The sequence below is a fragment of the Streptomyces sp. NBC_00354 genome (assembly GCF_036106915.1).
Taxonomy (GTDB): Bacteria; Actinomycetota; Actinomycetes; order Streptomycetales; family Streptomycetaceae; genus Streptomyces.
In genome coordinates this window covers 8,059,871-8,081,128 of the sequence record NZ_CP107983.1, presented here as the reverse complement: position 1 = coordinate 8,081,128, position 21,258 = coordinate 8,059,871, and the positions used below count along the sequence as shown (strand labels likewise).

Sequence of the window (21,258 nt, the reverse complement as noted above, 5' to 3'; positions counted from 1 at the left end):
TCCGGCACCAGCGCCGGGCCGGTTTGGGTCACCGGTGCGCCTATCCGGGTCACTTCCGGACGTCCGCCGAGCGAGAGACGCTCGGTGGGGGTAGGTCGTTTCGCGCAAGGTGACCTCGGGATTCATGAGGAGAGCAGCTATGTACGCAGTAATTCGGCGTTACGAAGGAGTGACTGACTCTGCCGAGGCAGGACGCCGAGTGGACGAGGGATTCGTGCCTCTCCTCCGCCGAGCCCCCGGTTTCGTGGCTTACTACTGGGTGGACGCCGGGGACGGAGTGATGGTCTCCACCAGCATCTTCGAAGACCGATCCGGTGCAGAAGAGTCGATCGAGCGGGCGGCGGACTTCGTAAGGGACAACCTCGCGTCGCTGCTCCCCAACCGTCCTCAGGTCACGGCCGGCCCGGTTGTGGCTGCTGGCTAGCGACCTGCGAAGCGGACGAGATGAGTCTCGGCGTAGGTGTCGCGGCGTCCGTACGGCCCTTCTCGTGTCACGGCCCGACCACGACGCTCCCCATGTCCGCCGAGGCCGTAATGCGGTGGACAGCCCTCTGGTGCTGGGCGAGCATCTCCGCGATGAACAACGAACCTCTCTCCATCCCCAGAAGCGTCCGCTTCGTCGAGCTCAGCGCAAAGGCGCTGCGGGCGCTTGCCGACGGTGACCTCGCCGGCGGCAGCGCCGAGGCCGGGGTCGCCCTCGACGAACACTTCGTCGGCGACCGAGCCCGCCGGATCTTCGGCTATCGCGCTGACCAACTCGCCAGGGACCCGTCTGCCGCGCCCTGGCTCACGCGGGCCGCGGTGTCCGAACCGGACGGGGCCGTCGTCGGCGATGCCGGGTTCCACGGCCCTCCGGACGAAGCCGGCATGGTCGAGGTCGGCTTCACCGTCGTGCCCGGGTACCGCCGCCAGGGCTATGCCCGCGCCATGCTGACGGCGCTGCTCGCCAGGGCCGCCGCCGAACCCGGTGTCAGAACCGTGCGAGCCCGTATCAGGTCCGACAACGACGCCTCCCTGGCCACGATCGCGGGCTTCGGTTTCACGCGCGTCGGAGAGCAGGGCAACGAGCGTGACGGGCTCGTGATCGTCTTCGAGGTCCCGGCCCTTTGTCCGACTGACCGGGAGATGCGTGAGGTGGCGTCAGCCGAGCGGCGTCGCCAGGCGGTCCAGCTCGGCCGCAGTGAGCACCAGATCGGCAGCCAGGGCTGAGTCCCGGATCGAGGCGGGACGGGTGGCACCAGGGACGGGGATCATCGTCGGTGAGCGGGCCAGCAGCCAGGCGAGCGCGACCTGCTGCGGGCTGATCCCGCGTTCGGCTGCGACATGGTGGAACGCCGTGCCGGCCTCCGGCAGCTGTGGGGCGTCGTCGAGCGAGCTGCGGGAGACGCCGCCCAGCGGGCTCCACGGCAGGAACGCCAGCCCCAGCCCCGCACAGAGCCGCAGTTGGTCCTCACTCGTGCGGACGGCCGGGGAATACCGGTTCTGCACCGAGACCAGGGCCTGACCCAGGATCTCGTGCGCCTGTCGGATCTGCTCGACGGAGACGTTGGAGATGCCGGCCATCCGGATCTTCCCCTCGTCCAGCAGCTCCTTGAGCGCGCCGACCGACTCGGCCCACGGGACCTGCGGATCGGGCTTGTGCAGCTGGTACAGGCCGATCGCCTCCACGCCCAGCCGACGCAGCGAGCCCTCGGCCGCGCGCTTGAGGTACTGGGGTGCGCCGGTGACCGTCCACGACCCGTCACCCGGTCGCCCGCGGCCGCCCTTCGTGGCGATCAGTACACGGTCGCGGTCGCCGCCACGCGTCTCCAGCGCGCGGGCGATCAAGAGCTCGTTGTGGCCGAGCTCATCCGCGTGCCAGTGGTAGGAGTCGGCGGTGTCGATCAGCGTGACACCGCTGTCCAGCGCGGCGTGGAGGGTGGCCAGGGCCCGAGCCTCGTCGGGGCGCCCCTCGATGGAGAGGGGCATCGCTCCCAGCCCGATCGCGCCCACTTCTACGTCGCCGATGCTGCGTTCGCGCATGTCAGACACCGGCCTTCGTGGTGGCGAGCACCTCGTCGACGGCTTCCGGGAGCCGGCCGCGCACCGCGCGGTAGCGGAAGCTCGCCGCGGTCCGCGACGTACGGTCGGCGCGGTCGGCGCGGTCGGCGATCAGCGGCCTCACACCGTCCGGGGCCGGGACGGAGCCACGGCTGAGCAGGGCGACGCGGGTTCCGGCGTCGGGGAGCAGGGTGACCAGGTGGCGGCCGAAGTGGCGGCTGCCACCGATGGCAAGGACGTTTCGCATGCCCCCACTCTGACCGCCTAGGCTGCCCAGCAGAACTGATCACTTGCTGAACTGGTATGAAGGAAATCTGGTGACCGGATGATCGACGTCCAGCGACTGCGCATCCTGCGGGCGGTGGCTGAGCACGGCAGCTTCAACCGGGCGGCTGCCGCCCTGCACCTCACCCCGTCCGCGGTCTCCCAGCAGGTCGCCGCCCTGGAGCGCGGCCTCGGCGTGCCCGTGGTGGTCCGCAGCACCCGCGGCGTCACGTTCACCGAGGCCGGGCGGGTGATGGTGGAGACCGCCACCGCGATCTCCGCCGAGCTGCAGCACGCCCGCGAGCGGATCGACCGGCTCACGGCGGAACGACCGAAGCTGACGATCGCGACATTCACCAGCGGGGGCCGACTGCTGCTGCCCGCCGCACTCTCGGCGTTCACAACCGATCACCCCGAGGTCGAACTCCACCTGCTGGAGCGGGAACCCGAGGACAGCCTGCCGATGGTCCGGCAGGGCGTCGCCGACCTCGCGCTCGCCTACCACTTCGACGGCCCGCTGCCCGCCCGTCCCGGCGACCGCTCGGGCCTCGACTGGCTGGCGCTCACCGACGATCCGCTGTCCGTGGTGCTCCCCACCGGCCACCGGCTGGCCGGTCGTACCTCGCTCGACCTGGGCGAACTCGCCGCGGAGCGCTGGGTGCTGGGCTGCTCGAAGACCGAGGCGTTCCTGCGCCGCTACGCCGAGCGAGCCGGCTTCGAGCCACTGGTGCGCGGCAGCACCACCGACTACTTCTTCGCCCGGTCGCTGGTCGCGGCGGGGGTCGGCGTCTCGCTGGTCCCGTCCGTCGCGCTGACCCCCGAGCAGCCCGGCACCGTCGTGGTCCCCGTCCAACCGCCCCGGCCGGCAAGGCACATCGGGATCGCCACCGCCCGGCGGCAGACGTCAGGGCCGTACACCGCGGCGCTGATACGGGCGCTGCAACGCGCGGCCGAATCAGAGGCGAACTCACCTGCTGCGGGCGGCCGGTCGGCGGGTGCCCCGACAGCGTGAAGGGGCTTGTGAAGCCGGCCCTCGATGAACTCGTTCATGTGTCTACGCGACGGTTTCCTGACCTTCGACGATGGAAGTCAGGCCGTCGAGGAGTGCCTTGAGGCCGAATTCGAAGAGCGCGTCGAGACGCAGGTCGTAGCCGTCCTCGAAGGCTCCGACCACCTTGCTGAAGGTCGGGAAGCGACCCGATTCCACCAGTTCTCGGAGGGCGGGGGCGCGGCTGTCCATCCACTGGTCTTCCGACTGGCCCGTGGCGGCTTCGGCGTGCGCTTCCATCTCCAGGTGCACCGCCAGCCCCTGGACATGGCTGTAGAGCAGGACGTGGATGTCGAACAGCGTCGTGGGGTCGAGGCCGTGGCCGTCGAGGGCGCCCAGCACCCACTCGCCGTGGACCATCAGATTGGGTACGAGCAACGGGCGCGTGAGGGAGCCGAGCTGCGCCAGCCACGGGTGCTTCCGGTACAGGCTCCACAGGGTCCGGGCACCCAGCTCTACGCGGGTACGCCAGTCCTCGGGGGCGTCCGCGCGGTAGGACTCCTCGCCGAACGCAGCGTCGGCCATGTGCAGGACGAGGTCTTCCTTGCTCGGGACGTACCGGTAGGTCGACATCGCCGCGACGCCGAGCCGGGCCGCGACGCCCCGCATGGAGAGCGCCGACAGCCCTTCGGCGTCAGCGATCTCGATGGCGGTACGGACGATCCGGTCGAGGCTCAGCTCCTGCTCGGGGTCCCGGGCGGGTGACGGCCGCCTGCGGGCCGGCGCGGCGGGGGCGGTTCCGGCGACGACCGTGCCGATCCGGGGCCGGGCCTCGACAAGTCCCTCCAGACGCAGGGTGGTCAGGGCCTTGGTGGCGGTGGCGAGCGCGACGCCCCATTCCCCGGCGATCTGCCGGGTCGAGGGAACCCGGTCCCCGGGAGCGAGCTCACCATCCGTGATGCGCCGCCGGATCACGGCGACGATGCGCAGATAGGGCGGATCACCGGCTGCGCCTGTGGTCTTCGTCACGTCCCACCGCCTTCTTGTCCTGTACTAGTGCAGAGGGTAGCAGCGAAAACGTCGAACTGAAGGCGTCTGCCCTAGTACAGGTCCCGCATTTGGCCAGTGTGACCGGCTGCGCGTACGGCGTACGTTTAGAGCGCGTACACCGTACAAATGGAGGAGCTGCTCATGCGCACCGTACTCATCTCCGGCGGCGGAATTGCCGGGCCCGTCCTCGCCTACTGGCTGCGTCGCCACGGCTTCGTGCCCACCGTCGTCGAACGCGCTCCAGGCCAACGCCCCGGCGGCCAGGCCGTGGACATCCGCGGCGTCGCGCTCGAAGTCGTGAAGCGGATGGGTCTGCTGGAGCAGGCAAGCCGCGCACGGACCCGGATGCGCGGCATGTCGATCCTCGACCCCGACGGCCACGAGGTCGACCGCTCCACCGAGGCGACCTTCAGCAGCGGCCGGCTCGACAGCGAAGACATCGAGGTGCTGCGCGAGGACCTGGTGCACATGGTGTACGAGCACACGCGCGCAGGCGTCGAGTACCTCTTCGGCGACAGCGTCACCGCGCTCGAAGAGGACGAGAGCGGCGTGCGCGTCGACTTCGCGCACACGCCGTCCCGCACCTTCGACCTCGTGGTCGGGGCCGACGGCCTCCACTCCACCGTACGGCGCCTGGCCTTCGGTCCGGAGGAGCGTTTCGCCCACCACCTGGGCAGCTACCTCTCGGTGTTCAGCGCCGACAACTTCCTCGCCCTGGACGACTGGCAGATGTGGCTGCGGGACGGCGACACGGGCTTCGGCATCATGCCCGTACGCAGCAACACCGAACTCAGGATCGCCTTCGGCTTCGAGTCAGCCCCCCTCCCCCACGACCTCCGCGACGGCGGGGCCCTGCGGCAGCTCGTCGTGGACAAGCTCGCGTCGATGCGGTGGGAAGGGACCCGCCTGGCCGAGGCCGCCCGGAAGGCGCCCGACTTCTACTGCGACGCCATGGCCCAGATCCGCATGGACGAGTGGTCGCGCGGCCGGGTGACCCTGCTCGGAGACGCCGGCTACTGCCCTTCCCCCCTTTCGGGGCAGGGCACCAGCATGGCCCTCGTAGGCGCCCACGTGCTGGCCGACTGCCTTGCCCAGGCCAACGGCGAGCACAGCACCGCGTATGCCCGCTACGAGCAGCGGATGCGTCCCTTCGTCACCCTCAACCAGGCCCTGGCCACCGAGAATCCCGGCGGACCCGCCTCGGAGGAATCTGTCGCGCGCGCCAAGAACGCACTCTCACTGGACAGCTGATCCCCTGCCCCGGACGGACATCAAAGCAGACAGGAACAGCACAGAATCGCACCGGCGCGCACTCCCCTGCGGAAACCTGTTGGTGGACCACGGCGACCACTGCTAGCTTGCCGGAGGCCGTGCGAGAGAACGAGGAGGTGGTACCCGTGAACGCAGTATCGACATGGGTGCTCCCCTCCGGGGTCACGGTCGGACGATAGGTCGTCCGGGAGCGCCGTTTCTGGAGCACTCCCGAAAGGCACGACCATGCAATTCACCTCCGAACAGCGCTTCGACGACGGCGTCCTCGAACGCGGATTCACCCTCGGCGAGATCCCCGGCACCCTGTGGACGCCTGAATCCGCCGCACCGGCCCCGCTGATCCTGATCAGCCACAACGGCGGCTTGCACAGGCGGGAATCCCGGCTGGTGGCGCGGGCCCGGCACTCCGCGGCGGAGTACGGCTACGCGGTGGCCGCCATCGACGCCCCCGGGCACGGTGACCGGCCCCGTTCCGCCGCCGATGAGCAGGCTCGCGCCGACCTCCGCCGGGCGATGCAGGCCGGCGAGCCGGTCGACGAGATCTTCGAGTCCTTCATCGGCCCGCTGGTCGAAAAGGTGGTCCCGGAATGGCGGACCACCCTGGACGCCCTCCTTTCGCTGCCCGAGATCGGCGGCCAGGTCGGGTACTCGGGGTGGACCGCAGTCGGCATTCGGCTGGCGGTGGTCGAGCCGCGCATCTCGGCCGCCGGCTTCTTCGCCGGGGGGTACGTGCCCCGCGCCCAGCGCGAGGAGGCCCGGCAGGTCACCATTCCGGTGCAGTTCCTGCTGCAGTGGGACGACGAAGGAAACCCCCGGCAGCGGGCCCTGGACCTGTTCGACGCCTTCGGCACCAAGGAGAAGACACTGCACGCCAACATGGGCGGGCACGCCGGCACCCCGTGGTTCGAGGTGGACGACGGGAACCGGTTCTTCGCCCGGCACCTGAAGTGACGCCGGGCCGTCAGGCCGGCAGCAGACGGTAAGCGGCGGCGGCCAGGATGCCGCTCATCGAGGACGGGTCCCGGCCCTCCTCGATGGCGGTGGCCGGCACATGCACAACCGCCCCGATCGCGGCGGTACCGGCCATCGGCGGTACCGGCCGGTCGGGGCGGCGTGTGCACAGGACCCGGGGTTCACTGTCCACTGCGGAATTCGTCGAGCTTCTCCGCGAAGGCCTTCGTCTCGGCGATCAGGTGGGCGCGCGCGGCTTCCTGGCTCTTGTCGCCCTGGCCCTTGAACTCCCGGCCGAAGTGCGGCTTGAGTTGGGTCCACCAGCCGTAGTCCAGCGCCGCCCAGGACTGCGGGCACAGCGGGGCGCGGGTTCGCGGAAGGTAGCCTGCGCCGACCAGGGGCCCGTCGAACTTCTTCGGGTCGCTGCCGTCGAGGTTGCAGAGGAAGTTGAAGACGCGCTGCTGAGTGACGGGGTGGTCGCTGGAGAACCCCTCCAAGGTCAGCCTGCCCTCCTTGCGGGCGACCTCGTCGAAGACCATCGCGGCCGCCAGGGCCGGATCCGGTCCGATCTCGTTGACGGTGTAGAACGACGCGAACCCGTCGGCGGCGTCCTCTTCGAGGCCGAGGTTCGGCAGGGCAAGCTGACGCTGCAGGGCATGCCCCATCTCGTGGCCGAAGACGAACTGGGTCGTCAGCGCGGTCAGGTCGGCCTTGTTGAACTTGTCCTCGGGGAACAGGGCGGGACGCTTCACGGTCTTGACGACATCGCCGACGAACCCTTCGATCTGGGTCAAGAACGCCGGGGGCACGAAGATCGTCCTGCCGTCGGGCTGGGTGACCGCATCCGTGACCCCCGGGGGAACCTTGTCGGTGACCTTCACGACCAGGTCGTGCGGGAGGGCTACCGAGGTGTTGACCCAGTCGGCGGCCTGCTCGAGCACTCGGGACTTCCGAACCACGTCCACGGCCTGCCGGTTCTCCGGCTTGATCGCCTCGTCTTCGTAGACGACCGTGGCCTTGCCCCCCCGCGTCGTCCTTGCCCTCGTCGCCACATGCAGCGAGGGCGAACCCGGCGACGAGGATCGCCGCAACGGCAGCGGTGCGCCCCACAGCCACATACCCACCGCTGATCGGCACCCTGGTCGGCTCCCTTCTCCGGACGAGGCGTTCGGTTGATCGCCTCGCGCGTGGCCCCGAGGCCACTGCCCGATGGCGGAGGCAGCACTCGATGCCGACACGCGGATTATGACCGACAGACCGTACGTCCGCAATGACCGGTTTAGTGGGTATTTCACCCCGAGATTGCCGCGCCATCCATGGCCTGGCGTGGACTGCTCGATGAGGCGGTCGGCCTGCTCCCGGACACCGGACCGGCGGACCGCCTCCGGGACCGGACGCTTCCGTCGGCGCGCGGCGCCTCCTCAGGAGGGAGCGACGACGATCTCGCGCTTGAGGATCTTCCCCGTGGGGCCCTTGGGGAGTTCGGCCGTGAAGGTGACGATCCGCGGGTACTTGTACGCCGCCACCCGCTCCTTGACGTAGGACCGGATCTCTTCGGCCGTCGCGTCGGCGCCCTCGCGCAGGGCGATCACCGCCGCGACCTCCTCCCCGTGCACCTCGTGCGGCACGCCGACCACTGCGGCCTCGGCCACGGCAGGGTGCTCGTACAGGACTTCCTCGACCTCCCGCGGGTACACGTTGTAGCCGCCGCGGATGATCAGGTCCTTCTTGCGGTCGACGATGAAGTAGAACCCTTCCTCGTCGACGCGGGCCAGGTCGCCGGTGTGGAACCATCCGTCGTGTACGGCCTCCGCGGTCTCCTTCGGGCGGTTGAAGTAGCCGTTCATCACGTTCTCGCCGCGGATCGCGATCTCGCCGACCTCGCCCGGGCCCGCCTCGGAGCCGTCCTCGGTGACGAGCTTCATCTCGACCCCGCGGATCGGAACCCCGATGGAGCCGGCCTTGCGCGGGCGGTCCGGGTGGTTGAAGGAGGCCACCGGCGACGTCTCGGAGAGGCCGTAGCCCTCCAGCACGGTGGCGTCGAAGCGCCGCTCGAACCCGTGCAGCACCTCGACGGGGATCGCGGCACCGCCCGAGACGGCGAGGCGCAGCCGGGAGGCGTCGAAGCCGTCGGGGAGTTCGGCGTGGAGCAGCGCCGAGTACATCGTGGGTACGCCGAGGAACACGGTGACCCCATCGCGATGCATGACCTCCAGCGCGCGCCGCGGATCGAACCTCGGCAGCAGGGTCAGCGTCGCCCCCGCGGCCACGGAGGCGTTGAGCGCGCAGGTCTGCCCGAATGCGTGGAACAGCGGCAGGCCGCCGAACAGGATGTCGTCGGGGCCGACTTGGATCAGGGTCTCGGCGGTGGTGGCCGTGTTCGAGACCAGGTTGCCGTGCGTCAGCTCGGCTCCCTTGGGCGTGCCGGTGGTGCCCGAGGTGTAGAGGATCAGCGCAGGGTCCCCGTTCTCCCGGTCGACGATGCCGGACAGCGGTTCGGCGGCCGTGAGCAGGTCGTGGAACGCCGAGGGCTCCGTCACCAGGCACTCGGTCCCCAGCTCGGCGGCGGCGTTCGCGACCTCCTGCGCGAACAGCGGGAACGCCACTGCGACACGGGCCCCGGAGTCACGCAGGACGTACGCCACCTCCCGGGCCTTGAGCAGGGGGTTCATCGGCACGACCACGCCTCCGGCCCGCAGGATCCCGTAATAGACGACGGGGAACAGCGGCACGTTGGGCATGGTCATCGCTACGCGGTCACCCGGCCGCACGCCGCGACCCTGCAGCACCGCGGCGAACCTGGCACTCGCGTCGTCCAGTTCGGCGTAGGTCAGGGTGGTGTCGTCGTGGCGCACGGCGACCTGATCGCGGCGGGCCGCCGCGGAGTTCACCAGAAATGCGGCGAGGTTGGTCATGCCGGCAGTCTCCTTTTCTTCTGTTCGTCTCAGCCGTCGCCGCGGTGCGGGCGGCAGTCGTGGCATCCGCCGCCGGGGCTGCCGGGCGGTCCGGGCCTCTGGACCGGCGTCCGCCCCGGGCGCGTCCGGGGGCTCCGCACGCCGTTCGTCGGGCCCCGCTGAGGGGATGCTAAGGCCGGTGCACTCCCGATGCTTGACGTGCCGGGACGAGAAACTTAACTTCTGGGGACCGAACACCAGGAGCATTTCGATGAGGCCCCTTGTCCGCACCGCAGCGCTGAACGGCTACGTCGAGCTGAGCCGCTCCCTCGGCGTCGACCCGCGCGCGCTGATGAAGAGCGTCGGTCTGGACACCGCGGACCTCGCCGTCCAGGACCGGTGGATCTCCGGCCCGGCCGCCGTCCGCCTCCTGGAGCTCTCCGCGGCCTGCTCGCACCACGACGACTTCGGCTTGCGCATGGCCGAGCTGCGCCGCTTTTCCAATCTGGGCCCCATCAGCCTGGTCGTCCGCGAGGAACCCGACGTACGCAGTGCGCTGGCACTGCTGCTGCGCCACGAGCACATGTACAACGAGCTCCTGCACACGCGCCTGTCCGAGGGGAACGGCCTGGCCACCATCAAGGTGGACCTCAGGGTCGGCGAGACGACGCCGGCCCGGCAGGCCACGGAACTGGCTTTGGGTGCCTTCTCCCGCATCCTGCGAGGATTCCTCGACACCAGGTGGCAGCCTCTCTCGGTATGGTTCACCCACAGCCCTCCGGCGGATTCCGGCAGGCACCGCCGCCTGTTCGGCCCCGGGCTCGAGTTCGACCGCGAGTTCAACGGCATCGTCTTCTACGCCGACGACCTCGACGCCCCCAACGCCATGGCGGACCCGCAGCTCCGCAACTACGCCCGGCAGTACTTCGACGCCATCGCCGCCACTCCCAGGGACACCTCGGTGGCGGACCGGGTGCGCGAGCTCATCGAGGCCCTGCTCCCCACCGGCCGTTGCTCCATCGAGCAGGTCGCCCGCAGCCTCGGCGTCGACCGGCGCACCGTCCACCGTCATCTGGCCCACTCGGGAGAGACGTTCTCCTCGCTGCTCAACGCCACACGGCTGCGGCTCGCGGAGCAGTTCGTGGCCCATCCCCGCCGCTCGCTGACGGAGATCTCCGACCTCCTGGGCTTCTCGTCCCTGAGCGCGTTCTCCCGGTGGTTCCACGAACAGTTCGGGTGCAGTCCGAGGCAGTGGCGCAAGGAAAAGGGCCAGGAGCAGCACACGGGCCTGGCCTGACGCCCACGGCAGCACGCGGAGCGAACGTCGCCTCGGCCGCCGCCCGCTCCTGTCCCCAAATGACAAGTCGCCCGTCACCACAGGTCAAGCAGCCGTACTCACCCGGCCCTACCTTGGCTGCACCGCTCAAGGCGGTCGGCTGCCGGAGGTGGGACGGGCCGTTTCCCCTACGGCTCACTCACCTCCGGACCAGCCGAACACACCCGGGCCCGCACGCCCGATGTTCTCCCCGACCCGCCTGCGCCGGTCCCTGCCGTCCAGAAGATCCGACTCCGCAGGTACCGACTGCCGGCGCCGGTGATCACCCGTACGCGAAGGAGAAGGACCGTGCATTTTCACGACGACTCGCTCTTCCCCGAGAACCAGGAGAAGCTCGTCATCCAGGCCGCCCCGTACGGGCCGGAGTGGCTGCCCGGCGACGCCGACGACCTGCCCCTGACCATGGAGGAGCACGTCCGGGCGGCCGTCGACTGCTACAACGCCGGCGCCACGGTGCTCCACATCCACGTGCGCGAGCTCGACGGCAAGGGCTCCAAGCGGATGTCCATGTTCAACGAGCTGATGGGCCGACTGCGCGAGGCAGTGCCGGACATGGTCCTGCAGATCGGCGGCTCGATCTCCTTCGCCCCCGAGGGCGAGGGCGGCGACGCCAAGTGGCTCTCCTACGACACCCGGCACCTCCTGGCCGACCTCACACCCGCGCCGGACCAGGTGACCATCGCGATCAACACCAGCCAGATGAACATCGTCGAGATCATGACCGACGACGACCTGGAGGGCACCTCGATCGCGAAGCCGGAGTACTACCGGGCCTACCGGGACATGGTCGTCGAGGCCGGCCCCGAGTTCTACCTCGAGCACCTGAAGCGCCTGCACGCGAACGGCGTCCAGCCGCACTTCCAGCTCGCCACCATCGCCCAGCTCGAGACCGTCGAGCGGCTCATACGCTCCGGCGTGTACACCGGCCCCCTGGTCCTCAACTACGTCGCGATCGGCGGCGGTTTCGCCGGGCGGCACCCCTCCGACCTGATCGAGTTCATCCGCCGCGTACCGGACGGCGCGGTCCTCACCATCGAGAGCTCCATGCGCGCCGTGGCGCCGATGAACGCGATCGCCATCGCCCTCGGCGTGCACGTCCGCGTGGGCAACGAGGACAACCTGTGGCGGCGCAAGGGCGAGCGGATGTCCTCCGTCGAGCAGGTAGAGCAGATGGTCCGGATCGCGAACGCCCTCGGACGCGACATCGCGACCGGCCCGGAGGCCAGGAAGATCTACAAGATCGGCGAGTACTACCCCGACGCCGACGAGACCATCGCCCGTCTCGGCATGGTCCCGAACCGCAGGCCCGGGCAGCGCGGCTTCATGCTGCGCGACCTCAAGAGCTGACCCGGCCCCCGCCGCCGCACACGAGCCCCCGTACACGAGCAATCGGAGCAACCCTGTGGCCCACGCCGTCCGCTTCTACGAAACCGGTGGACCCGACGTCCTGACCTGGGAAAGGGTCACCGTCGGTGACCCGGGTCCGGGCGAAGTGCGCATCCGGCACGTCGCCGTCGGCCTCAACTTCGCCGACACGTACTTCCGTACGGGTCTCTACCCGGTCCGGCTGCCCGACGGCATCGGCGTCGAGGCCTCAGGAGTGGTCGAGGCCGTCGGCGAGGGCGTCACCCACGTCACCGAAGGCGATCGTGTCACGTACACCGGCAGCCCGCTGGGGGCGTACAGCACGGAGCGGGTCATGCCCGCCGCGCACCTGATCAAGCTGCCGGACGAGATCGGCTTCGAGACCGCCGCCGCCATGACCATGCGCGGCCTCACCTCGGCGTATCTGCTGCGCCGGATCCACCCGTTGAAGGCCGGTGACACCGTACTGCTCCACGCGGCGGCGGGCGGTGTCGGCCTGATCGTCAGCCAGTGGGCCAGGCTCCTCGGCGTCACCGTGATCGGAACGGTGTCCAGCGAGGAGAAGGCGGAGCTGGCACGCGCACACGGCTGCGAGCACATCATCCACTACCGGCGCGAGGACGTGGCCGAGCGGGTGCGCGAACTGACCGACGGCGCCGGCGTGCCGGTCGTCTTCGACAGTGTCGGCAAGGACACCTTCACCGGCTCGCTGGCCTCGCTGTCACGCCGCGGACTGCTGGTCTGCTTCGGCACGGCCTCCGGTCCGGTGCCACCGATCGACGCCATGCAGCTCGCGGTGAACGGTTCGCTCTTCGTCACCCGTCCGGCGCTGGCCGACTACATCGCCGAACCGGCAGAGCGCGACGCCCTTGCAGGTGAACTGTTCGGTCACGTCGCCTCCGGACGCATCACGATCGAGATCAATCAGCGCTACTCCCTCGAGGGCGCCGCACAGGCACATCGCGATCTGGAAGCCGGGCGGACCACGGGGTCCTCCGTCTTCGCCCTCTGAGGACACCCCGCCACACACCACCCGAGGAGTGAGCAGCATGCCCGAAACCCTCCGGCCGAAGCACCACACCCTGGCCCTGGTGCGCCCGCAGGCGCTCCGCACCTCCCTCACCGTCGAGCCGCTGACCTGTTCCATCGGCGCCGAGCTCTCCGGTGTGAGCCTCGCCGACGCCGCTCGTGACGACGACCTGTTCGCCGAGATCAAGATCCTGCTGCTCGAGTACAAGGTGCTGTTCCTGCGCGACCAGGACATCACGCGAGCCGACCACGTCGCCTTCGCCGAACGCTTCGGACCGCTGGAGGACCACCCGGTGGCCGGCAGCGACCCGGACCACCCGGGCCTGGTCCGCATCTACAAGGACCTGGACAGCCCGCCCGAGCACTACGAGAACGCTCTCCACACCGACGGCACCTGGCGCGAGACCCCTTCCATGGGAGCCGTACTACGGTGCGTCGAGTCGCCCCCGGTGGGCGGTGACACGATCTGGGTCAACATGGTCGAGGCCCACCGCCGCCTCCCGGAGCACGTAAAGACACAGATCCAGGACCTGCGCGCCCGGCACAGCATCGAGGCGGCATTCGGCGCGGTCATGCCCGGGGAGCAGCGTCACGCGCTGGCGGCCCGGTTCCCGGACGCGGAGCACCCGGTGGTGCGCACCCACCCGGAGACCGGCGAGGAGATCCTCTTCGTCAACGCCTTCACGACCCATTTCGTCAACTACCACACGCCCGCGAACGTCCGCTTCGGCCAGGACTACGCGCCGGGCGCCGGCCACCTGCTGAACTACCTGATCAGCCAGGCCGCGGTGCCCGAGTACCAGGTCCGCTGGCGCTGGCGGAAGAACAGCGTGGCCATCTGGGACAACCGCTCGACCCAGCACTACGCCGTCCAGGACTACTGGCCGGCCGTCCGCAAGATGGAGCGCGCCGGAATCGTCGGCGACAAGACCTTCTGACCCTTCTTTTTCCATCAACAGCAGTTGAGGTGATGACAATGGGGTTTCTCACCACTGCGGCGCCCGCCCCGGAGAGAGCCGGTGCCGGCGCCGGTACCGGCACCGGCTCCTCGGAATGGCCCGTGTCCCGGCGCTACGCCTGGGTGGTCTTCGCACTGAGTTTCGCACTCCTGCTCTCGGACTACATGTCCCGGCAGGTGCTCAACGCCGTCTTCCCGATGCTGAAGGCCGACTGGCTGCTCTCGGACGCCCGACTGGGCTCCCTCAGCGGCATCGTGGCTCTGATGGTCGGTCTGCTCACCTTCCCCCTCTCGCTGCTGGCCGACCGGTGGGGCAGGGTGAGGTCCCTCGTCATCGCCGCGACGATGTGGAGCCTGGCGACCCTGGGCTGCGCGGTCGCGGCGAGCTACGGCCAGATGTTCATCGGCCGGCTCTTCGTCGGCATCGGCGAAGCCGCGTACGGCAGCGTGGGCATCGCCGTGGTCCTCAGCGTCTTCCCGCGCGCCATGCGGGCGACGCTCTCGGGGGCCTTCATCGCCGGCGGGGCGTTCGGCTCGGTCCTGGGCGTATCCCTAGGTGGCGCCCTGGCCCAGGCATACGGCTGGCGCTGGGCTTTCGGCGCGATGGGTGTCCTCGGCCTGGTGCTCGCCGGTGTCTACGCTCTCGTCGTCACGGAGAAGAGGCTGACCCCTCAGCCGGACCTGTCCGAGGACGGGGACGGGGCGGCCGGCACCGACACGAACGACCGGCTCCGTGTGCTCCTGCCGCGGCTCTTCTCCTCCGTCTCGGTGGTCAGCGCCTACATCGGCTGCGGTCTGCAGCTGTTCGTCGCGGGCGCCCTGATCGCCTGGCTGCCCAGTTACTTCAACCGCTACTACGAGATGCCGACCGCGAAGGCCGGTGCGACCGCGGGGCTCTTCGCCCTGATGATCGGAATCGGCATGATCACCGGCGGAATCGCCTCGGACCGGTTCAGCCGGCGCGACCCGATCCGCAAGTGGTCCGTCGCCATCTGCTGCAGCATGGGCTCCCTCGTACTGCTGATGACCGCGTTCCGCCTGACTGCCGGCCCGGTGCAGCTGCTGGTGCTGGCGCTGGGAGCCCTGCTGTGCGCCGGTACGGCCGGGCCCGGAGCCGCCATGGTGGCGAATCTGACCCCCGCGGCCATCGCCGCGACGGCGTTCGCCACGCTCACGCTGGCCCAGAGCCTGCTCGGACTGGCCCCCGGCCCCGCCGTCACCGGCATGCTCGCGGACCGGCTCGGTCTGCTCGGCGCGCTCCGGCTCGTCCCGCTCGTGGCGATCGCGGCCACCGCGGCCTTCCTGATCGGCCGCCGCCGGTACACACGTGATCTCCACCGCCTCACCGCGCCCGCCGCGACGGCGGAGGCCGAGGAACCGGAGACGTCTTCATGACCGGGACCACAGTGCCGACGATCGTGATCGTTCCCGGCATGCGGGAACACGTCGAGGACCACTGGCAGACCGTTCTGGCCAAGCGGCTCGGCGATGCGGGCCGCACCGTCCACACCATTCCCCCGCTGGTGCGCAACCGGCTCAGCCGCGACGCCCACGTCGCCAATCTGGTCGAGGTGATGGTGCAGATCACCGCGCCTGTGATCATCGTCGCCCACAGTGCGGGCGTCATGACCACGGTGCAATGGGCCCAGTGGCACGACGCGGACGTCCGGGGCGCCCTGCTGGCCACTCCCCCGGATTTCGGGACGCCGCTGCCGGGCGGCTACCCCACCCCCGACGAGCTGGCGACGCACGGCTGGACACCGGTTCCCCGGAAGCCGCTGCCCTTCCCCAGCATCGTCGCGGCCAGTTCGAACGATCCCCTGGGATCCGCGGGGCGCGTCGCAGAACTCGCGCGGGAGTGGGGGAGCCGCCTGGTGGAACTCGGCCCCGTCGGACACCTCAACCCCGCCTCCGGGCACGGCCCGTGGCCCCCGGCCGAGGAACTCGTCGAGGTGCTCGAACGCGGCTGGGGCCATACGGCTCCACAGCCCCCCGCGTAGCTCGCAGCACTCCTGCCCACGCGCCGCCGCCCGTGCCGTGCTGACCGGACTGGGCAACCCGCACCTGTTCAAGCGCTGCGCCGAGCTCGACGCTCAGCACACGACCGGGCCGGCGGGGACTGCCGGCCGTACTTGAGGCTGCCGGCCCACCGCATCCGACACCTGAGCCAGGAGATCGACGATCTCAACAAGCGGATGGCCGAGGCCGTCGCGGTCAGTACGCCGGGTCTGCTGTACTGGCGCCCCGGCGTACCCTCAGCAGTCAAACACCGACCAGCAGATGTCGTTCCGCAACCGCTGGTCGTCAAGTACGAGTTCCCGGATCGCCTCCGGGAGCTGGTCACGCTGCCATCGGCACTCGAGTCGTCCTGCGGCCTCGCCCTCGCCGGCCGGCGCGGCAGCACGTGCGGCCTTGATCGCATAGGCGGCCGCACCGAGCTCGTGCGCGGCGACGTGTGCGACAGCCCCGGCCTGGCCGGCCGCGTACGCGGCATGCCGTGCTGCCCCACGCAGGTCTCTGGCCGCACCCATTGCATGGCCGCCTGCCGTGCGTGCCTCGGTCATCTTGACCTCGCCTCGCACCCAGGCGCGGGCATGCTCGATCGCCTGACGCGGCCGTGGGTCCTCGGGCTGAGCCGACTCGAAGAGGTCAAGGACGTGCTCCGCGCAAGATGCCGCCCAAAGAGCGAGGAGGTGGTGATCCGCATCAGTGAGAGTCCCACCGCGGCGGATCGTCACGAAACGAGGGTCCCGGACCTTCGGGAGGATCATGGTTGGCACTCCTTTGATTGCATCCGCCCAACACCCAGGGGCGCGCACGCACACCAGGCACGTCCACAAGTAAAGCCTGGAAACCCGGTGATTGGCTCTGTGGTGGGCTGCCGCCCCGGAACGCTTCGACCATGGTCTCGGGGGCGTTCCGGTTTCCTCGATCGCCAGCGCCGTCCGGCATGGCGTCGAGGGTGATCGAGAGCCTGGTGTGGCGGCCGCCGACGGCCTCCATGACGTTCGTCATCCAGGGACAGAACCAGGCGGGCCCGGCCCTTCCCGGCTTCGCGTACTGACACGCCCGCCCCCGCAGGCCGAGCTCGAACAGTGCGCACTCTGCCCGAGACACGGGCGTCGGCCGGGCCGCTGAGCGGCCCGGCCCTTCAGTGGTTCAGGCGTGGACCGGATGCCAGGGGGTGCACTTGCGCTCGCTGCCCTTCACGACGCACCCACGCAGCTTGTACGGGTGCCCCTCGGGCAGGTTTCCGGAAGCGACCTTGATGTAGATCGCCTTGTGGCCGCGCGTGGAGGCGATGCGGCCGTTGCTCAGCTCGGCCTCGACCGCCCAGCCGTCGGGGCTGATGTCCTTGGCGACGAGGGAGTCGCCCGGGATGTCGGGCGCGGGCTGCGGGTCGGCGTTCCACCGGGCGAAGCCCATCTCGTGGCCGTCCCTGGGGCTGAAGATGTTGATCGTGAACGATCCGTCCGCCGACATCGCGGTAAGGCCCGTGACCCCGGTCGTGGACACGGAGACGTCAATGTCGGGCGTGAGGTCGCCCGTCTCGTCGGCGCTGGCGGTTCCGGCCCCGGCCGTGAGCGCCACGCCGACGAACAGGGCGGCCGTACTGAGGACCGCGCCGACGCGCTTGTGTATCGAACCCATGGTTTCCTTCGTTCCCGCGCGCGACGGCACACCGCCGCACGCACGCTCTCCCGCCGGCCTCGAACGTCGCTGGCGGTCAGTCAAGACAACTGTATCCAGGCCATGTTGGGAACCTACTGGCGGGTACCGCCCGAGTCGGCACGCCCGCCGGGCGGCTTCGGTGGTGTCCAGGAACAGCGGGGTGAGTACGTCTGAACGTGCAGAGCGATCCGCAAGCTCATTGCGCGAGGTCAGGCGCCTGGCGCCTGGCGCCCTGCGCCACCCTGGTGAAGCAGTTGTTCGTCGTGGCACGAGCGCGCCTTCACGGTCTCGTGCCGGACGGATGCGGACCACGTCTGTTCTTGGTTGTGATCTACGGTTTCCGGCCGTGTGCGAGCCGGTGGTCCGGCGGCCCGTATCCCGTGCGGCTGCGTGAGCAGTTCCAGTGGTGATCTGGCGGTTCCGCACCGGCAGTCAGCGGCGGGACATACCCGAGCGGTTCCGCGCCCGGCAGGGCATCAGCCGGCGGTACCTCAAATGGCGGGAAGCAGGTGCATTCCAGGCTCTGCCGGAGGAAGCGTCACCGCCGCAGCGAGACGAGATCGGCCCGAAAAGGGGGAGCGTTCGAGGGACGGGGCCTGAGCGGGCTGCCCATCGGTTCCGGCGGCCGAGCGCTGATGCCGCTCTCCGGCGGCTAAGGCTCCCCCGTCGCCGCCCACCGGGCCACGCGAGGCCCAGACCCGCCCCCGCGCCGCGCTGGGATCGCTGAAGCCGGGAGGGTTCGACGATCTTGTCTGGTCTCAGCGGGGCCGGTGCGGCGGCCGATGGTGACGGCGCCGGAGAGCCGGGCGAGGCGGGTGCCTGCGCTCTGGCCAGCAGGGGGCGAATCATCATTTAAGATTCAAGGCTGGTCCGGACAAGGACCACATGACGCTGATCATGAAGATCCCGGGGAATCGTGTGACCGCCGGCGTGCGTCTCAGTGGCGTGGGGTGCCCAGCCCACCCGTGCAGGAACAGATGATCCCCAGGGAGAAGTGAGGTATGCCAGTGATCTGCGTCGGAGGCATGATCGGCATCGGCAAGACGAGTGTGGCCGAACTGCTCGCCAAGGAGCTGGGCAGCGAAGTCTTCTACGAGAGCGTGGACGACAATCCGGTCCTTCCGCTCTTCTACACGGCGAGCCCCGAGGAGATCCAGGCCAAGCGCTACCCCTTCCTGCTCCAGCTCTACTTCCTGCAGACGCGGTTCGCCTCGATCAAGGAGGCGTACAAGCAGGGCGACAACGTCCTCGACCGGTCCATCTACGAGGACTGGTACTTCGCCAAGGTCAATCACGACCTGGGCCGGATCAGCTCCCTCGAGATGCGGGTGTACGAGGGGCTGCTCAACGAGATGATGCGCGAAATCGACGGCCTGCCGTACCGCAAGGCTCCCGATCTCATGGTCTATCTCAAGGCGGACTTCGAGACAGTGCTGCACCGCATCGGGCTGCGGGGCCGCGATTTCGAACAGGACGAGAGCCTCGTCGAGTACTACCGGACGCTGTGGTCCGGCTATGACGACTGGGTGCACAAGCACTACTCGGCCAGCGAGGTGCTCGTCGTCGACATGAACCACACGGACGTGGTGAACAACCCCGAGGATGCGGCCCGCGTGGCACAAGAGGTCAAGAACGCCCTGGCGGCGGTCCAGCGCCGGGGCTGAGCTTTCCGTCAGGTCCGCCGCCGAACGGGGCTCGCACCCGTTCGGGACTTCCCCGGGGCCGGGGCGGGCGGGAACGTCACCGTCCGGACACGGGTCCGGGCGGCGGCGGCCTCGGCCTCAGGGCGAGCGGTTCGTACAAGACCGAGGCCTCCCGGGCGCGCCGGACGCTACCGTCATGACCCCATCCAGCGAAACCGCTGCCGCGCGCCGCCCGTGCGTTCACACGCCCTGCCGGCCTCTTCGCCCCGCAGGGCCTCTACGACCCCATGGCCGCGCTGGTGCGCGAGCGGCTCCGGCGCGGCCTGCCGGCCATGCATGTGGCTCCGCGGCCGGACGAGGTGATCGTCGACGTCGGCTGCGGCACCGGCTCCCAGGCCCTGCTCCTGCACCGCAGGAGCAGGCGGAGCCGGAGGCGGAGGCGGACAGCATCACCGCGTCCTCGCCGACGTCCAGCACCGCACGGGCGGTGGTCAGAAGGTCAGCTGGTACGCGCCCGGGTCGGCGCGCCGGATGTCCGTCCAGGTGCGCCTCGGGTGCGCGGGCGGGCTGCGGAAATCCCCGGAACGCGTTCACGTCGGGGGTATTTCGTAAACCGGAAATCCTCCCACTGCACTGTTCTCTTTAGGCAGCGGAACGCCCGCCGAGGACCGATCAGCCGTCGTACCACCCGTACTTCGTAATCGTTCCATGACCGCTACAGCTACCGCCGAAGTCCCAGAATCCCGGCCCCTGCAGCGGGCCGTGGATGTCCGTGCCGTCGCTGCAGTGGGTCCACGCTCCGGTACGGCCGTAGTCGACGGTGACCGTCGCGCGCCACGAAACGCCGTTGAAGGAGTACGTGTTGAAACCGTGGTTCGGGACGTGCATCGGAGTGACCTTCCCAGGTACGGGAGCCTCCCAGACGACGTGCTCCGTCACTTTGGTACCGGTCGGCTCAAGCGTCGCGGCCTGAGCCGTGCCGCCGAACACGACGGTCCCGGCCAAGGCCGTGGCGCCACCGAGCACGAGGGCGATCGTCTTCTTGCTGCGCATGGACTGGTTCCCCCCTGGTTGGGTTTGTTGTCGGAACGCTATTTCAGGTTCTCCAGCAGGGTCAATGGCGCCTGACGGGCCCGAATTGGCCAAAAGGAACAGCCGAGTAAATGGAACCTGTTCCGCCAATGCCCGCAGATCGGCATTTCCCTGATGGGTGATGCGCGCCATGGCTATCGGGACCCCGGTATCGGAACCCGGCGCCCGGGTCGCCGTGATGAGGACGCGCCTCCCGGCCTCTTGTCCGGGACACCGGCCGCGCTCGCGGAGCGCGACGCGCTGTCCCTCGCGCACATCATGCGCACCGACCTGCCCTTGCACCGCTCGCTGCCCGACGACAGCGAGCTCACCCGCGCCATCGCGGTCCTGGCCCGCGCCGGCAGGACGCGGTCCGTCCAGCCTCCGGCGGCCAACGTGCCTGAAAGCCCTCGGATACGCGTGAGGCGGCGGCGAGGATGACGTGCGGCACGTGAGGAGTTCCGAATACCGCCCCGTGCCTGCCGAACGGCCGCGGTGGACCACCTCGGCGATCAACGAAGCCGCCGCGCTGGTCGACTGATGGCCGGTATCCCTCGGATTCACTCAGAACGCGATCTTCGCCACGACGACTCCGTGGGGATGGAGCACGGTCCGGCGCCCCGCTCTCCCCCTACGAAACCGGGCCGCAGCCGGTCGGGTGGCGCCCCCGGGCCGGGGCCCGGCCGGCTGACACCCCTAAGACCGCGGCCATGGACGAACGGGGG

Annotated in this window: 21 protein-coding genes; 12 read left to right on the top strand and 9 right to left on the bottom strand. The window is 69.7% G+C overall.

Annotated elements, in window-relative coordinates; genetic code table 11:
- Positions 1-576: 576 nt before the first annotated feature.
- On the top strand, positions 577-1,209 hold the full coding sequence (locus OHT74_RS37105) for a GNAT family N-acetyltransferase (protein WP_328622708.1): 633 nt from the start codon (positions 577-579) through the stop codon (positions 1,207-1,209).
- On the opposite strand, the gene OHT74_RS37100 is transcribed toward OHT74_RS37105, so the two are convergent.
- Positions 1,141-2,022, bottom strand: coding sequence for an aldo/keto reductase (locus tag OHT74_RS37100; protein WP_328622707.1), 882 nt, complete (start codon positions 2,020-2,022; stop codon positions 1,141-1,143). The genes OHT74_RS37105 and OHT74_RS37100 overlap by 69 nt on opposite strands.
- A gap of 1 nt (position 2,023) precedes the next feature.
- Positions 2,024-2,287, bottom strand: coding sequence for a hypothetical protein (locus OHT74_RS37095; RefSeq protein ID WP_328622706.1), 264 nt, complete (start codon positions 2,285-2,287; stop codon positions 2,024-2,026).
- Between the two features lie 78 nt (positions 2,288-2,365).
- Between OHT74_RS37095 and OHT74_RS37090 the strand changes: the two genes are divergently transcribed.
- Positions 2,366-3,316, top strand: a complete 951-nt coding sequence (locus tag OHT74_RS37090) for a LysR family transcriptional regulator (RefSeq protein WP_328622705.1) — start codon at positions 2,366-2,368, stop codon at positions 3,314-3,316.
- 42 nt (positions 3,317-3,358) lie between these two features.
- On the opposite strand, the gene OHT74_RS37085 is transcribed toward OHT74_RS37090, so the two are convergent.
- Entirely contained in the window at positions 3,359-4,321 is a 963-nt protein-coding gene (locus tag OHT74_RS37085; RefSeq protein ID WP_328622704.1) for a TetR/AcrR family transcriptional regulator C-terminal domain-containing protein, read from the bottom strand.
- Between the two features lie 162 nt (positions 4,322-4,483).
- Between OHT74_RS37085 and OHT74_RS37080 the strand changes: the two genes are divergently transcribed.
- Positions 4,484-5,593, top strand: coding sequence for an FAD-dependent monooxygenase (locus OHT74_RS37080; RefSeq protein WP_328622703.1), 1,110 nt, complete (start codon positions 4,484-4,486; stop codon positions 5,591-5,593).
- 246 nt (positions 5,594-5,839) lie between these two features.
- On the top strand, positions 5,840-6,565 hold the full coding sequence (locus tag OHT74_RS37075; protein WP_328622702.1) for a dienelactone hydrolase family protein: 726 nt from the start codon (positions 5,840-5,842) through the stop codon (positions 6,563-6,565).
- Positions 6,566-6,575: 10 nt separating this feature from the next.
- Here OHT74_RS37075 and OHT74_RS37070 read toward each other — a convergent pair whose 3' ends face one another.
- The 3 genes from OHT74_RS37070 to OHT74_RS37060 all read right to left on the bottom strand — a co-directional run bounded on the left by OHT74_RS37070 (position 6,576) and on the right by OHT74_RS37060 (position 9,480).
- The gene (locus OHT74_RS37070) at positions 6,576-6,758 is read right to left on the bottom strand and encodes a hypothetical protein (RefSeq protein WP_328622701.1); all 183 of its coding nucleotides are present in this window, start codon (positions 6,756-6,758) and stop codon (positions 6,576-6,578) included.
- Complete coding sequence (locus OHT74_RS37065; RefSeq protein WP_328622700.1) at positions 6,748-7,617, bottom strand: DUF4344 domain-containing metallopeptidase; 870 nt, start codon at positions 7,615-7,617, stop codon at positions 6,748-6,750. The genes OHT74_RS37070 and OHT74_RS37065 overlap by 11 nt, the downstream gene beginning before the upstream one ends.
- Before the next feature lie 369 nt (positions 7,618-7,986).
- Positions 7,987-9,480 carry a long-chain-fatty-acid--CoA ligase gene (locus OHT74_RS37060; RefSeq protein ID WP_328622699.1) on the bottom strand — a complete coding sequence of 498 codons (1,494 nt, stop codon included), beginning with the start codon at positions 9,478-9,480 and terminating at the stop codon, positions 7,987-7,989.
- Between the two features lie 250 nt (positions 9,481-9,730).
- Here OHT74_RS37060 and OHT74_RS37055 point away from each other — a divergent pair, with 250 nt between their 5' ends.
- From OHT74_RS37055 to OHT74_RS37030, 6 genes are all read left to right on the top strand, one after another.
- Entirely contained in the window at positions 9,731-10,756 is a 1,026-nt protein-coding gene (locus OHT74_RS37055) for an AraC family transcriptional regulator (RefSeq protein ID WP_328622698.1), read from the top strand.
- A gap of 327 nt (positions 10,757-11,083) precedes the next feature.
- Entirely contained in the window at positions 11,084-12,142 is a 1,059-nt protein-coding gene (locus tag OHT74_RS37050; protein WP_328622697.1) for a 3-keto-5-aminohexanoate cleavage protein, read from the top strand.
- A gap of 55 nt (positions 12,143-12,197) precedes the next feature.
- Entirely contained in the window at positions 12,198-13,172 is a 975-nt protein-coding gene (locus OHT74_RS37045) for a quinone oxidoreductase family protein (RefSeq protein WP_328622696.1), read from the top strand.
- Between the two features lie 37 nt (positions 13,173-13,209).
- Positions 13,210-14,127 carry a TauD/TfdA dioxygenase family protein gene (locus tag OHT74_RS37040; RefSeq protein ID WP_328622695.1) on the top strand — a complete coding sequence of 306 codons (918 nt, stop codon included), beginning with the start codon at positions 13,210-13,212 and terminating at the stop codon, positions 14,125-14,127.
- 38 nt (positions 14,128-14,165) lie between these two features.
- Positions 14,166-15,542 (top strand): MFS transporter, encoded by a 1,377-nt coding sequence (locus tag OHT74_RS37035; RefSeq protein WP_328622694.1) that lies wholly within the window; start codon positions 14,166-14,168, stop codon positions 15,540-15,542.
- Positions 15,539-16,147, top strand: a complete 609-nt coding sequence (locus OHT74_RS37030) for an RBBP9/YdeN family alpha/beta hydrolase (protein WP_328622693.1) — start codon at positions 15,539-15,541, stop codon at positions 16,145-16,147. Before OHT74_RS37035 ends, OHT74_RS37030 begins: the two co-directional genes overlap by 4 nt.
- A gap of 255 nt (positions 16,148-16,402) precedes the next feature.
- On the opposite strand, the gene OHT74_RS37025 is transcribed toward OHT74_RS37030, so the two are convergent.
- Both OHT74_RS37025 and OHT74_RS37020 read right to left on the bottom strand, forming a co-directional pair.
- The gene (locus OHT74_RS37025; protein ID WP_328622692.1) at positions 16,403-16,918 is read right to left on the bottom strand and encodes a putative immunity protein; all 516 of its coding nucleotides are present in this window, start codon (positions 16,916-16,918) and stop codon (positions 16,403-16,405) included.
- A 388-nt stretch (positions 16,919-17,306) separates the two neighbouring features.
- Positions 17,307-17,798, bottom strand: a complete 492-nt coding sequence (locus OHT74_RS37020; RefSeq protein ID WP_266670990.1) for a hypothetical protein — start codon at positions 17,796-17,798, stop codon at positions 17,307-17,309.
- A 1,022-nt stretch (positions 17,799-18,820) separates the two neighbouring features.
- Between OHT74_RS37020 and OHT74_RS37015 the strand changes: the two genes are divergently transcribed.
- Complete coding sequence (locus tag OHT74_RS37015; RefSeq protein ID WP_328622691.1) at positions 18,821-19,483, top strand: deoxynucleoside kinase; 663 nt, start codon at positions 18,821-18,823, stop codon at positions 19,481-19,483.
- 651 nt (positions 19,484-20,134) lie between these two features.
- Here OHT74_RS37015 and OHT74_RS37010 read toward each other — a convergent pair.
- The gene (locus OHT74_RS37010) at positions 20,135-20,686 is read right to left on the bottom strand and encodes a hypothetical protein (RefSeq protein ID WP_328622690.1); all 552 of its coding nucleotides are present in this window, start codon (positions 20,684-20,686) and stop codon (positions 20,135-20,137) included.
- A gap of 69 nt (positions 20,687-20,755) precedes the next feature.
- On the opposite strand from OHT74_RS37010, the gene OHT74_RS37005 reads away from it, so the two are divergent.
- Entirely contained in the window at positions 20,756-20,974 is a 219-nt protein-coding gene (locus OHT74_RS37005; RefSeq protein WP_328623505.1) for a hypothetical protein, read from the top strand.
- The last annotated feature ends 284 nt before the right edge of the window (positions 20,975-21,258 follow it).